At 65.2% G+C, this 12,529-nt stretch carries 13 protein-coding genes; 7 read left to right on the top strand and 6 right to left on the bottom strand.

Annotation, left to right across the window (positions count from 1 at the left end):
- Positions 1-108: 108 nt before the first annotated feature.
- A complete protein-coding gene (locus tag AAFG07_RS20225; protein ID WP_342728771.1) occupies positions 109-2,403 on the top strand; it encodes an NF038122 family metalloprotease in 2,295 nt (764 codons plus the stop codon).
- A gap of 64 nt (positions 2,404-2,467) precedes the next feature.
- On the opposite strand, the gene AAFG07_RS20220 is transcribed toward AAFG07_RS20225, so the two are convergent.
- Positions 2,468-3,238: a gamma-glutamyl-gamma-aminobutyrate hydrolase family protein gene (locus tag AAFG07_RS20220; RefSeq protein WP_097673503.1), complete on the bottom strand. Its 771-nt coding sequence runs from the start codon at positions 3,236-3,238 to the stop codon at positions 2,468-2,470.
- Between the two features lie 275 nt (positions 3,239-3,513).
- On the opposite strand from AAFG07_RS20220, the gene AAFG07_RS20215 reads away from it, so the two are divergent.
- The gene (locus AAFG07_RS20215; RefSeq protein WP_342728770.1) at positions 3,514-4,686 is read left to right on the top strand and encodes an AI-2E family transporter; all 1,173 of its coding nucleotides are present in this window, start codon (positions 3,514-3,516) and stop codon (positions 4,684-4,686) included.
- On the opposite strand, the gene AAFG07_RS20210 is transcribed toward AAFG07_RS20215, so the two are convergent.
- From AAFG07_RS20210 to AAFG07_RS20190, 5 genes are all read right to left on the bottom strand, one after another.
- Positions 4,679-4,915 (bottom strand): hypothetical protein, encoded by a 237-nt coding sequence (locus AAFG07_RS20210; protein WP_342729197.1) that lies wholly within the window; start codon positions 4,913-4,915, stop codon positions 4,679-4,681. The genes AAFG07_RS20215 and AAFG07_RS20210 overlap by 8 nt on opposite strands.
- Before the next feature lie 46 nt (positions 4,916-4,961).
- Positions 4,962-6,179: a GGDEF domain-containing protein gene (locus tag AAFG07_RS20205; protein WP_342728769.1), complete on the bottom strand. Its 1,218-nt coding sequence runs from the start codon at positions 6,177-6,179 to the stop codon at positions 4,962-4,964.
- 246 nt (positions 6,180-6,425) lie between these two features.
- Complete coding sequence (gene rpsI / locus AAFG07_RS20200) at positions 6,426-6,902, bottom strand: 30S ribosomal protein S9 (protein ID WP_342728768.1); 477 nt, start codon at positions 6,900-6,902, stop codon at positions 6,426-6,428.
- Positions 6,902-7,366, bottom strand: a complete 465-nt coding sequence (gene rplM, locus AAFG07_RS20195; protein WP_050405657.1) for a 50S ribosomal protein L13 — start codon at positions 7,364-7,366, stop codon at positions 6,902-6,904. Before rplM ends, rpsI begins: the two co-directional genes overlap by 1 nt.
- A 153-nt stretch (positions 7,367-7,519) precedes the next feature.
- Positions 7,520-7,948 (bottom strand): PaaI family thioesterase, encoded by a 429-nt coding sequence (locus tag AAFG07_RS20190; protein ID WP_342728767.1) that lies wholly within the window; start codon positions 7,946-7,948, stop codon positions 7,520-7,522.
- Positions 7,949-8,018: 70 nt separating this feature from the next.
- Between AAFG07_RS20190 and AAFG07_RS20185 the strand changes: the two genes are divergently transcribed.
- The 5 genes from AAFG07_RS20185 to AAFG07_RS20165 all read left to right on the top strand — a co-directional run bounded on the left by AAFG07_RS20185 (position 8,019) and on the right by AAFG07_RS20165 (position 12,501).
- Positions 8,019-8,846, top strand: coding sequence for an enoyl-CoA hydratase (locus tag AAFG07_RS20185; RefSeq protein WP_342728766.1), 828 nt, complete (start codon positions 8,019-8,021; stop codon positions 8,844-8,846).
- 107 nt (positions 8,847-8,953) lie between these two features.
- A complete protein-coding gene (locus tag AAFG07_RS20180) occupies positions 8,954-9,538 on the top strand; it encodes a CoA-binding protein (RefSeq protein WP_050405660.1) in 585 nt (194 codons plus the stop codon).
- A 147-nt stretch (positions 9,539-9,685) separates the two neighbouring features.
- Positions 9,686-10,966 (top strand): O-acetylhomoserine aminocarboxypropyltransferase, encoded by a 1,281-nt coding sequence (locus AAFG07_RS20175; RefSeq protein ID WP_342728765.1) that lies wholly within the window; start codon positions 9,686-9,688, stop codon positions 10,964-10,966.
- A gap of 156 nt (positions 10,967-11,122) precedes the next feature.
- Positions 11,123-11,527, top strand: a complete 405-nt coding sequence (locus AAFG07_RS20170) for a hypothetical protein (protein WP_342728764.1) — start codon at positions 11,123-11,125, stop codon at positions 11,525-11,527.
- Positions 11,528-11,541: 14 nt separating this feature from the next.
- Positions 11,542-12,501: a hypothetical protein gene (locus AAFG07_RS20165; protein WP_342728763.1), complete on the top strand. Its 960-nt coding sequence runs from the start codon at positions 11,542-11,544 to the stop codon at positions 12,499-12,501.
- Positions 12,502-12,529 lie beyond the last annotated feature (28 nt).

Genomic DNA, 12,529 nt, shown 5'->3' with positions numbered 1-12,529 from the left:
CGGGGAGTCCAAGCCGCCGGTCCCGATTTAGGGCATCTTCGCGCGGTCGCCGGCGCGCACGAGCCGCCTGCGCTCCGCAAAGTCGCTCGCCGTCTCCCGGGAGGCATCGTGCAGATCAACGTCATCGACGACCCGAGCGTCGGGTCCGCGCCGTCAGGCTTCAAGACCGCGGTCGCCTATGTCGTCAACCTGTTCGACACCGCCTTCACCAATGGCGTCACCCTCAGCATCCACGTCGGCTGGGGCGAAGTCGGCGGCTCGGCGATCGCGTCCGGTTTCCTTGGTGAAAGCGAGGAGGCAAAGGCGCCGGCCTATGACTACGCCACGATCAGGAATGCCTTGATCGCAGACGGCACCTCCAGCGCCCAGCTCGCGGCCTTCGCGACCTTGCCCGGATCGGATCCGACCGGCGGAGGAACGTTCGATATCGGGCGCGCGGAAGCCAAGGCGCTCGGTCTGATCGCCGTCAACGACCCGGCCAATGACGGCTGGGTCGGCTTCGATGCCACGGCGAACTGGTCCTACGACCCGACGGCCACGCCGGGAAGCAATCAATACTATCTCGTCGGCTCGATCGAGCACGAGATCACCGAGGTGATGGGCCGCGACTCCCTGCTCGGCGTCAATGGCGAGCACTATGCCAATGGCTGGGGCGTCCCCGACCTGTTCCGCTTCTCGGCACCCGGCATCCGCGAGCTTTCGCCCGGCCCTGTCCATTCCACCGGCTATTTCTCGATCGACAATGGTGCGACCAGCCTTGCAAGCTGGAACAACCACGTCGCCAAGGGCGATCTCGGCGACTGGGATTCCGGCTTCGGCTCCGGCGGGGGTCCGGGCCCGTTCGGCGACGACGCCTTCAACAATGAAAGCAATTCCGGCGTCATCAACGGGTTTACCCAGACCGATTTCATCCAGATGCAGACGCTCGGGTGGAATCCGTCGGCGCCGGACAACTTCGTGTTCAACGGCGAGATCTATTTCGTCGCAGCCGGCCATACCGCAAGCAACCTCGTCGTGCAGGCGGGCGGCACGCTCGACGTCGCGGGTAACGCAACCGCCGTTGCGCTTGATGGCGGCAATGCCGAGATCGACAGCGGTGGTGCAATCCACGGCATCATCGTCGATGCCGGCAGCACGCTGACCGTCGATTCCGGAGGCGCGGCCGATGGCGTGACCATCGCGGGCGGGCTGGTCGATGTCACGAGCGGCGCCGTGACCGGCGGCACACCGATCGTGTTCCAGGGCATAGGCGGCACGCTCGAGATCGACGGGCACACGCCGCCGGCCAACATCATAAGCGGCTTTGCCATCGGCGACACCATCGATTTCTACGGCGTCAACATCGGCAGCAATGCCGCGGTCACGCTGCTGCCCGGCAACGTGCTCGAGCTCACCGAGCACAACAAGACGTTCGACTTCCAGCTCGATCCGAACGACAATTTCGTCGGCCAGACCTTTGGTGTCGGCGGCGACGGCTTTGGCGGCACCGCGATCTTCCTGCTGCCGTCGGTGATGTCGGTTGCGAGCAGCGGCGCCGGCATCTCCGGCGGCAATGGCGACCTCAACGCCGGCCATGCCGTGACCTTCACCCTCAACATGAGCGACGCCGTCACCGTCGACATCTCCGCCGGCACGCCGACCTTGCTGCTCAACGACGGTGGTGTCGCGACCTATACCGGCGGCAGCGGCAGCGACGCCCTGACCTTCAGCTACACGGTCGCTGCCGGCGACAACACGGCCGATCTCGCGGTATCAGGTTTCCTGCTGCACGGCGCGTCGCTGACGGACAGCTACGGCCATCATGCGAGCCTCGTTTGTGCGGTGACCAATCCTGGCGGCATCCTGCAGATCGACACCACTGCGCCGGAGACATCAGGCGTCACTACGACGCCGACGACCGGCGTCGAGACGGCGGGGGCGTCCATCGCCTTGACGCTCGCTTTCAACGAAGCCGTCACCGTAACGGGCGGCACGCCCGCGCTTGCGCTGAACAACGGCGCGACCGCGACCTACGACGCGGCCACGACCGCGGCCCTGCACGATGCGACCAAGCTCGCCTTCGACTATCTCGTCTCGGGGACCGACAATCCCACCGCGACGCTTGCAGTGACAAGCCTCAACGCGAACGGCGCTGCGATCGCCGACCTTGCCGGCAACGCCGCCGACCTGTCGCATGTGAATGCGAGCTTCAACGGCTTGTCCGTCAATGACGCGCCGGCCTTCTCGGCCGACGGCTTGACCCGTCCCGAGCTGCATTTCGGCACGGCCGGCAACATCATCCTCGATGCCACCGCGTCCAGCTTCGCGGCGGCTTACGGTTTGGAATATCTCTATCTCGGCCTACCCGCCGGCACGCCTTACCCGCCGGTGCCCGACACCAGCAGCGGGTTTCATCTGGTCTAGGCTCGCTTGAAACACGTTCGCGGCTGACGATACCGCTGCCCAAACTGTGCGGTGAGCGGGCTAGCTACGCCGCCCGCCGCCGCTCGCGCAGTGCGTCGCCGAAGGCTTCGAACAGCGCGCGGTTGATCGGGTTGCGTTGCGGATCGTATTCGGCGTGCCATTGCACGCCGAGCGCAAAGCCCGGGGCATCGGCAATGCGGATCGCCTCGATAGTGCCGTCCTCGGCGATGCCCTCGATCACGACGCGCTTGCCGGGCTCGAGGATGCCCTGGCCGTGCAGCGAATTGACCCGAATGGTCTCGCAGCCGAGGATTCTTGCGAAGGCGCCGCCTGGCGTCAGCGCGACGTCGTGACGGTCGGCGAACACCACGGTGGGATCGGGATGGATCTCGCCGTTTTCTAGCCGCGGCATCCGGTGGTTCATGCGACCCGGAATCTCGCGGATCTCCGGATGCAGCGAGCCGCCGAACGCGACGTTCATCTCCTGCAGGCCGCGGCAGATGCCGAAGATCGGCACGCCGCGCGCGACGCAGGCCTCCGACAGTGCCAGCGCGACGTCGTCGCGGTGGATGTCGTAGGGCTCGTGGGCCGCGCAAGGTTCGGTGTTGAAGCGGGTCGGATGAACGTTGGCGCGAGCCCCGGTCAGCACCACGCCGTCGACCACGTCAAGCAAGGCGCCGACCTCGGTGATTTCGGGGCTGCCCGCGAACATCAAGGGCACCGCACCCGACACCTCGGCAACCGCGCGAAGGTTGCGCTCTCCGACCATCTGGACTGTGAAACGATTTTCAATGCGATGGGCGTTTCCGATCACGCCGACCACGGGCCGTCTCATTATCGAAGTCTCGCGCAATGATTATTCTAAGTTTGCGACTTTGCGGAGACGATCATGCCTTCGAGTTCCCCCCGGATCAACTGCCTATATCTGCACAGGGGTCCTTGCAGTCCTGCACAGATTCGCAGCCTCGGGGCCCCAAATCCGGCCTGGCGCCCCACGGTCGCGCCCGGACCACGGCGGATCAGCGGCAAACCGGCACGGTCCGCCCAGCTTGATCCCGGCGGGATTTTCGCCAAAGACTGCCGGACACCGTCGCGAAGGGGGAATCACCCGTGACAGACTCGGCTGACAATCGCCTGCAGGCCCGCAACGACATGGCGTGGGCGATCGCCGTCGGCGGCATCGGCATCGTGCTGTTCGCCGCCCTGTTGACCTTCGCCTGGCAGTTCGCTGCGACCCTGTTCCTGCTGTTCGCGGGCATGCTGCTCGGGGTCGCCCTCAATGCCATGACCACCCTGCTCGGCCGGCTGACCGCGCTGCCTCACGCGTTGCGGCTTGCGATCGTCTGCCTGGCGATGGCCGGGCTATTGTCCGGCATCGTGTTCCTCGGCGGCACCACAATCGCGCAGCAGGCCACGGTGCTGAGCAACACGATCAAATCGCAGCTCGGCAACGTCAAGGAGTTCCTCGAGCAGCGCGGCGTCGATACCAGCTATCTCGACTTCACCAATGCCGCCGGCGAGGCGAAGGGCGAAGGCTCCGCCGCGACGACGACGACATCGACGCCCACAACGTCGTCGCAGTCGCATGGCATCCCCGGCGCCGGCGCGCTGGCCTCCAGCGGCGGCGCGATCATCAGTCAGACGCTGAAGGTGCTGCTCGGCACCGTCAGCGTCGTCGGCAATTTCTTCATTGTGCTGTTCCTCGGGCTCGCCTTCGCGGCCCAGCCGAGCATCTACCGCGCCGGACTGCTGTTCATTGCGCCGGCCAAATACCGCGCCCAGGCGACCGTCATCGTCGACCGCATCGGCGAGACGCTGGAGCGCTGGCTGATCGCGCAGATCATCACCATGACCGCGGTGTTCCTCGTCACCTGGATCGGGCTCGCCATCATTGGGATTCCGAGCTCGTTCATCCTCGGCATCCAGGCCGGCCTGCTCGCCTTCATCCCGACGGTCGGCGCGATCCTGGGTGGGCTGATCGTGGTGCTGGCGAGCCTCGCGACCGGGTGGATCGCGGCGCTATCCGCTTTCATCCTGTTCCTCGGCGTCCACGCGCTGGAAAGCTACGTGCTGACGCCGATCATCCAGCGCCAGGCGCTCGACATCCCGCCGGCAACGCTGTTCGCGTTCCAGATCCTGCTCGGCGTCGTGTTCGGCATCTGGGGGCTCGCGCTGGCGCTGCCGCTGATGGCGATCGCCAAGGTGATGATCGACCATTTCAAGGCGGAGGATCCGGCGCCCGCGCAGACGCCCGCTCTGTCGAACGTGCCGCAGGTCAGTTGAACAGCAGGACGGTACCGACGACCATCAGCATCACGCCCAGCAGCATCGCGATCGGCCAGCGGCGCTTCGGCGGTTGGTATCGTCCCTGCGCACGGCGTTCGGCGATCAGCGCGGTCTCGTACTCATCGGAGTCCGAGAACAGGCAGGCGAAGCCTCCGCGCGCCGAAGCCGCGTCGGCTTCGAGCGACATCAGGGCTGAATGCGGGTTGCGGGTGCGGATCGACTCCATGCCCGAAAGCATGGGATCGAATGGTTAATCAGTCGTTACCACGCACTCACGCGCGGGCGGGCGCCGACTTTTGCCGCGCCGATGCCGGCAGGCCCGCGGTCTTGCGCCGCCAATTCTCCAGCGACAGCGGCAATTCCTCTGCGGCCTCGACACGATTGCGGCCGCCGCGCTTGGCCTGATAGAGCGCGGTGTCGGCCGAGGCCAAGAGCACCTCGAGCTCGGTCCCGGCGGGTCCACCGGCCACGCCGATGCTGACGGTGGTGTCGACCGCGCCGTCCTCGCAGGTGATATTGCTATTCTCGAACGCCTCACGCACGCGCTCGGCGACCAAGACGCCCTCCTCCAGCGAGCACGGCAGCAGCGCTGCGAATTCCTCGCCGCCGATCCGGCCCGACAGATCGCTGATCCTGAGGCTGTTGACCACCACGGCGGAGAACAGCTTCAGAATCTCGTCACCGGCGGGATGGCCGAACCGGTCGTTGATCGACTTGAAGTGATCAAGGTCGAAGATCATCACGGTGACCGGCCGGCCGGCCGTGGCCTCCCGCTCGATCACCCGCGTGCAGGCCTCGGTGAAGCCGCGGCGGTTGAGCATGCCGCTCAACGGATCGATCGACGCGGCGGTCTTGTGTACGGCGACCGCGCGGTCCGACACCATCATGAAGATCACGAACACCGTGCCGATCGCGTACAGCACGAGTTCGATCGAGAACAGCGTGACCCAGAAGCTGCTGACGAAGTTCTGGCCGTTCAGCCGCAGCACGTCCCCGACCAGGATCGGCAGCATCAGGACGCAGCCATGAGCGACCGGGATCGCGATCGCAATCCAGCGCCTCTGCATCGCACGGCGGCGCTCGCTCCAGAGCTCGGAGGCGGTCAGCGCGGCGTAGATCGCGACGATCCCGGCGCCGATCGTCAGGCGCATCGCCGGATCCGCGATTGACGTCACGGCACCGATCCACACGATCGGGCCGAGCACGAGACCCGGCAGGTTGGCCTTGCGGCCGTGGAAGATACGCGCAGCATTCCAGACCATGCCGCAGGCGGCGAAGCCGATCGCGTTGAGACCCAGCAAGACGAGCGGATCGAGCGTTGAGCTGCCGACTGTCCACAGCGCGACGGAGGCCGCACCGAGCAGATAGGCGGTGCCCCACCACTTCAGCGCGGCAATGTTCTCCTGCCTGCCGAACAACCAGAGCATGGCGCCGAGCATGCCCGCGACCATGGTGGCGAACAGATAAAGCGTCGATGGATCGAACGACATAGAGTCACCCCAGCCCGGTGATGCAACGTTCGCAGGCGCAAATAATACGGTGATGCAGCGCCAGTGCGAGCCCGCAAGCTAGAAGGCCCGAGTTCCAATTTCGTTTGCACGCACACGCAAGTTTTCATGAAAAACTGCGCTAATTCGCGTTGAAGCACGCGCGGTTGGGCGCAGCAAAAAGGGCGCCTCGCGGCGCCCTCTGCAACTCGATGCACGCGGCAATTGCCGCGAATTTGAGGACTCGAATTAGCGCTTCGAGAACTGGAAGGACTTGCGGGCCTTGGCCTTGCCGTACTTCTTGCGCTCGACCGTGCGGGAGTCACGGGTCAGGAAGCCGCCCTTCTTGAGGACGCCGCGCAGCTCGGGCTCGAAGTTGGTCAGCGCCTTCGAGATGCCGTGGCGGACCGCACCGGCCTGGCCGGACAGACCGCCGCCGGCGACGGTGCAGATCACGTCGTACTGGCCGTTACGGGCGGCAGCGACCAGCGGCTGCTGGATCATCATGCGGAGCACCGGGCGGGCGAAGTAGATTTCGATGTCGCGGGTGTTGACCGAGATCTTGCCGGCGCCCGGCTTGATCCAGACGCGGGCGACCGCGTCCTTGCGCTTGCCGGTGGCATAGGCGCGGTTGAACTTATCGATCTTCTTGACGTACTTCGGCGCGTCGGGAGCCGCCGGCTTGACCTGCGAGAGCTGGTCGAGGGACTGCAAAGTATCGGACATTATGCGGCCCTCGTGTTCTTGCGATTCAGGGAGGCGATATCGACCTTCTCGGGGCTCTGGGCTTCATGCGGATGCTCGGCACCCGGATAGACGCGCAGATTGCCCATCTGCATGCGGCCGAGCGGACCGCGCGGGATCATGCGCTCGATCGCCTTCTCGACGACGCGCTCGGGGAAGCGACCCTCGAGGATCTGCTTCGCAGTGCGCTCCTTGATGCCACCGATGAAGCCGGTGTGCTTGTAGTAGACCTTCTGGTCGCGCTTGCGGCCGGTCAGCACCACATGCGCGGCGTTGACGATGATGACATTGTCGCCGCAATCGACATGGGGTGTGTAGGTGGGCAGGTGTTTGCCGCGCAGGCGCATCGCGACGAGCGTGGCGAGACGACCGACGACCAGACCTTTGGCGTCGATCACAACCCACTTCTTCGTCACTTCGGCGGGCTTGGCCGAGAACGTGCTCATGTGTGAAATCCGTGAAAAGGAAATCGGCGCCGTATGCGCCGAACTGCGTGGGTTTCTAGAGAAGCCGCGGGCGCGCGTCAACGTCGGCACGCGCGATTTAGATGAGCGAAAACAACAGCTTGTAAATATGGTGTAATAATACCGCGAGAAAGCCTATTGATTTGGAATGGAATAGGTCGCCGTGACATGGGCGATCGGATCCGGAGAGGTGCCGGACAGCAGGTTCACCTCGCCGACCGCAAGCCGCTTGCCGAGCTTGAGCAGCTTGGCGACCGCTAGCACGTCCTGCCCCGGCTGCCCCTTGCGCAGGAAGTTGATGTTGAGGTTGGTGGTGACGGCAAGGCCGATCGGCCCGATGGCCGACAATAGCACCACGTACATGGCAAAATCGGCCAGCCCCATCAGGGTCGGTCCGGATACCGTGCCGCCCGGCCGCAGCATGCGCTCGCTGTAGCGCTGGCGCAGCAAAGCCGTCTCGCCGTCGGCGCTTTCGATCCTGATGTCGTCGTGGGTGAATGCCTGCGGAAATTCCTTGCGCAGGAACTCCTCCAGATCAGCCACGCTCATTTTCGCAATCGCCATGCCGCCCCTGCCCTCGCTTCAGCCTGCCTGTTACATTAAGTTGTCATAGAGACCAAAGTGGAATTTCACCATGTCCGCCCAAGCCGCCCGCGCCGAAGCGCCGCAACACCAGCCGATCCTGCTGCGCGAGACCGTCGGCAGTATCGCGCTACTGACGCTCAATCGCCCCGCGGCCCGCAACAGCCTCTCCGAGGGCCTGATCGGCGAGCTGCACGCGGCGCTGAACGATATCGGCGCTGACCAGAGCATCCGAGCCGTCGTGCTCGCCGCCAACGGCCCGGCCTTCTGCGCCGGCCATGACCTCAAGGAGCTCACCGCGCGGCGCACCGACGCCGACCGCGGCCGCGCCTATTTCGCAGAGATCATGAACGCCTGCAGCGCGATGATGCAGGCGATCGTGCATCTGCCGAAGCCGGTGGTGGCGTCCGTCCAGGGCATCGCGACCGCAGCGGGCTGCCAGCTCGTCGCGAGCTGCGACCTCGCGGTCGCCTCCGAAGCGGCGGCGTTTGCGACGCCGGGCGTCGATATCGGGCTGTTCTGCTCGACGCCGATGGTGGCGCTGTCCCGCAACGTGCCGCGCAAGCAGGCGATGGAAATGCTGCTGACCGGTGAACCGGTCTCCGCGGCAACGGCGCAGAGCATCGGCCTCGTCAATCGCGTGGTGCCGGCCGGCACCGAACGCGACGCCGCGATCGCGCTGGCGCAAAAAGTCGCGCTGAAATCGGCCTACACCGTCAAGCTCGGCAAGGAGGCGTTCTATCGCCAGGCCGAGATGAGCCTCACTGAGGCCTATCGCTTCGCCGCCGAGGTGATGACCGAAAATATGATGGCGCGCGACGCCGAGGAAGGCATCGGCGCCTTCATCGAGAAGCGCGACCCGAAATGGCAGGATAAATAGTCTCCCCGTCATTGCGAGCGAAGCGAAGCAATCTATCGCACCACAAGGAAGCATGGATTGCTTCGTCGCTTCGCTCCTCGCAATGACGCAATTGAAAAAGACGAACGATGAACCACGACGCCTACGACGACAACTACATCCGCAGCATTTTGAACAATGTGAAATCGATCGCGATGGTCGGCGCCTCGCCGGTCAATGTGCGGCCGAGCTATTTCGCGTTCAAATATCTGGCGCAGCGCGGCTACGACATGATCCCGGTCAACCCCGGCCATGTCGGCAAGGCGCTGATGGGCAAGCCGTTCGTCGCATCGCTCGCGGACATCGATCGCCCGATCGACATGATCGACATCTTCCGCAATTCGAGCCACATCATGCCGGTCGTCGAGGAGGCGCTGAAATTGTCGCCGCTGCCGAAGGTGATCTGGATGCAGCTTGGCGCGCGCGACGATGCCGCGGCCGAGAAGGCGGAAGCCGCGGGCCTCAAGGTGGTGATGAACCGCTGCCCGAAGATCGAGTATGGCCGGCTGTCGTCGGAGATCTCCTGGATGGGCGTCAATTCGCGCACGCTGAGCTCCAAGCGCGCGCCGATCCCGACGCAGGGTATGCGGCTGTCGCTCAACCGCACGAGCTTTGGCGGCGGCCAGACTGCGGCATCCGACCGCGCGGCGAAAAACAAGACCGAGACGACCTGACATCGCGGCGGAATAATCGTTCCGATCGTCCGGTATAGCCCAGGATGCCCCTCCCGAAATCGGCGGCGTGCCCAACTCGCTTGACGACGAGCGCCGCCGCCATCAGCATGCCGCGCGTTTCGACCAGGCCACAACAGGACACAAAGAATGACCGATCGCCTTCCGGGATTTTCCACCCTCGCCGTGCACGCCGGCGCACAGCCTGATCCCACCACCGGCGCGCGGGCGACGCCGATCTATCAGACCACGTCATTCGTCTTCAACGACGCCGACCATGCGGCTTCGCTGTTCGGCCTGCAGGCCTTCGGCAACATCTATACCCGCATCGGCAACCCGACCAACGCCGTGCTCGAGGAACGCGTCGCAGCGCTCGAAGGCGGCACGGCGGCACTTGCGGTCGCCTCCGGCCACGCCGCGCAGCTCGTCGTGTTGCAGCAGCTGCTCCGGCCCGGCGACGAGATCATTGCCGCGCGCAAGCTTTATGGCGGCTCGATCAACCAGTTCACCCATGCCTTCAAGGCGTTCGGCTGGAACGTGGCCTGGGCCGATCCCGACGACATCGCAAGCTTCGAACAGGCGGTGACGCCGCACACCAAGGCGATCTTCATCGAGTCGATCGCCAACCCAGCCGGCAGCATCACCGACATCGAGGCGATCGCAGCCGTCGCGCGCAAGGCCGGCGTGCCGCTGATCGTCGACAACACGCTGGCCTCGCCGTACCTGATCAAGCCGATCGACCACGGTGCTGATATTGTCGTGCACTCCCTGACCAAGTTCCTCGGCGGTCACGGCAACTCGCTCGGCGGCATCATCGTCGACGCCGGCACCTTCGACTGGTCGAAGGACAACAAGTATCCGATGCTGAGCGAGCCGCGCCCGGAATATCACGGCATCCGGATCCAGGAGACCTTTGGCAATTTCGCCTTCGCGATCGCCTGCCGCGTGCTCGGCCTGCGCGACCTTGGTCCCGCGCTGTCGCCGTTCAACGCCTTCATGATCCTGACCGGCATCGAGACGCTGCCGCTGCGCATGCAGAAGCACTGCGACAATGCCAAGGCGGTGGCGGAATTCCTCTCCACCCACCCGGCCGTGTCAGCCGTGAACTACGCCGGCCTGCCCGGCGACAGGTACAACGCCCTGCAGCGCAAATACGCACCGAAGGGCGCCGGCGCGGTGTTCACCTTCAGCCTCAAGGGCGGCTATGACGCCGGCGTCAATCTGGTGTCGAACCTGAGGTTGTTCTCGCATCTCGCCAATGTCGGCGACACCCGCTCGCTGGTGATCCACCCGGCCTCCACCACCCACAGCCAGCTCGATGACGCCGCCAAGGTGAAGTCGGGTGCCGCGCCCGAGGTGGTGCGGCTCTCGATCGGCATCGAGGACAAGGAAGACCTGATCGCGGACCTCGACCAGGCGCTGCGCGCCTGATCCCGACGTTGGTTCCGGAGCGGTGCGCCCGCATCGCTCCGGCAACCTTGCCCAAACGGCCGTCTCGTTAACGCTTAGTATCGACGGGTCTCTCGTTAACGCTCAATCCGGCATAAAGTGGCAGTGATAGGCTCCGGATGATTCGGGAGACCATTGATGCTGCGCTGGATATTGCCGCTCGCGATCGCGCTGTTTGCGATTTCGCCTGCTGACGCCGCCGACGGCCCTGTCGTCACCAAACGCGCCACCGTGAAGGCTGCGCGCCAGCTGCCGGCCGGCCTGCCGCGCCGGCACTACGCCTACCGCACCACCATCACACAGCCGACCTATGTGCGGCGCGGACGCCAGCTCGTGGTCGTCGAGCCCACGGTGATCCCGCTCAATACAGAGCCGTACATCCCCTACGTGCCGGGTGAACCGCTGCTGCCGGGATCGTCGTCGCTGCCCGGCTATTACGGCAACTGGCATTCCTACAACTATTTCGGCCCCTATTACGGCGGCGCCTACGTGACCTACTGGGACCGCCTGCCCTACGCCTGCGGCGTCTACGGCTACTGCTAGCCCGGGACACGCGCGTGGCCAGATCGCCGCAGAAGAAAACCAGCGCACCGGCTTCGGGCAACGCGGTGACCGCCGACCTCGTCGCGGTGCTCGTCGCCGTGACCGACGGCACGCCGAAGATCATGACCATCGCCGGCGGCTCCGCGCTGCCGAGCGGCCCGTTCGAGTTCACCCACCGTTCGCTGCAGACCGCGCTGCGCGCCTGGGTCGAGGCGCAGACCGGCCATCCGCTCGGTTATGTCGAACAGCTCTACACCTTTGCCGACCGCGGCCGGTCCGGCGACGTCAGGACGCCGCATAGCGTCTCGATCAGCTATCTCGGCCTGACCCGCGAGGACCAGGTCGGCGAAGGCTTCGAGGCGCATTGGTCCGGCTGGTACGACTATTTCCCCTGGGAGGATCATCGCGCCGGCACGCCGGTCTGCCTCGCGAAGATGATCGCGCCGAAGCTGAAGACGTGGGCGAAGGCGGCCCCGTCACCAACGCTGCAGCGCGAGCGCTGGCAGCGCTGCGCGATCACCTTCGGCCTCGAGGATCGTGGCTGGAACGAGGAACTGGTGTTGCAGCGCTACGAGCTGCTCTACGAGGCGTCGCTGATCCCGGAAGCCGGACGCGCGCATGACCGCGAGGCGCCGATCGTGCCGGGCAAGCCGATGACGGCGGATCATCGCCGCATCCTCGCGACCGGAATCGCGCGGCTGCGCGCCAAGATCAAATACCGTCCGGTGGTATTCGAATTGATGCCGGCCGAGTTCACCCTGCTGCAACTGCAACGCAGTGTTGAGGCACTCGCAGGCCGGCTGGTCCACAAGCAGAACTTCCGCCGGCTCATGGAGCAGCAGGAACTCGTTGAAGAGACTGGCGCAATGGCCGCCGATACCGTCGGACGGCCGGCCAAGCTGTTCCGCTTCCGCCATGCCGTCTTGGCCGAACGGGCCGTCGTCGGCACCAAGCTTCCGCTTTCGCGCACTTGACACGCCTTATGCTCAGGATAAGTATAAG

The sequence above is a fragment of the Bradyrhizobium sp. B097 genome (genome assembly GCF_038957035.1).
Classification (GTDB): Bacteria; Pseudomonadota; Alphaproteobacteria; order Rhizobiales; family Xanthobacteraceae; genus Bradyrhizobium.
This window is presented reverse-complemented; position numbering and strand designations above follow the sequence as displayed.

Bases quoted from the DNA above. Each gene is read 5' to 3' on its own strand.
- AAFG07_RS20220 (WP_097673503.1), bottom strand. From the start codon at position 3,238: ATGAGACGGCCCGTGGTCGGCGTGATCGGAAACGCCCATCGCATTGAA.
- rpsI (WP_342728768.1), bottom strand. From the start codon at position 6,902: ATGTCCGATACTTTGCAGTCCCTCGACCAGCTCTCGCAGGTCAAGCCG.
- AAFG07_RS20175 (WP_342728765.1), top strand. From the start codon at position 9,686: ATGACCGATCGCCTTCCGGGATTTTCCACCCTCGCCGTGCACGCCGGC.
- AAFG07_RS20210 (WP_342729197.1), bottom strand. From the start codon at position 4,915: ATGGAGTCGATCCGCACCCGCAACCCGCATTCAGCCCTGATGTCGCTC.
- AAFG07_RS20180 (WP_050405660.1), top strand. From the start codon at position 8,954: ATGAACCACGACGCCTACGACGACAACTACATCCGCAGCATTTTGAAC.
- AAFG07_RS20170 (WP_342728764.1), top strand. From the start codon at position 11,123: ATGCTGCGCTGGATATTGCCGCTCGCGATCGCGCTGTTTGCGATTTCG.
- AAFG07_RS20185 (WP_342728766.1), top strand. From the start codon at position 8,019: ATGTCCGCCCAAGCCGCCCGCGCCGAAGCGCCGCAACACCAGCCGATC.
- rplM (WP_050405657.1), bottom strand. From the start codon at position 7,366: ATGAGCACGTTCTCGGCCAAGCCCGCCGAAGTGACGAAGAAGTGGGTT.
- AAFG07_RS20190 (WP_342728767.1), bottom strand. From the start codon at position 7,948: ATGGCGATTGCGAAAATGAGCGTGGCTGATCTGGAGGAGTTCCTGCGC.
- AAFG07_RS20205 (WP_342728769.1), bottom strand. From the start codon at position 6,179: ATGTCGTTCGATCCATCGACGCTTTATCTGTTCGCCACCATGGTCGCG.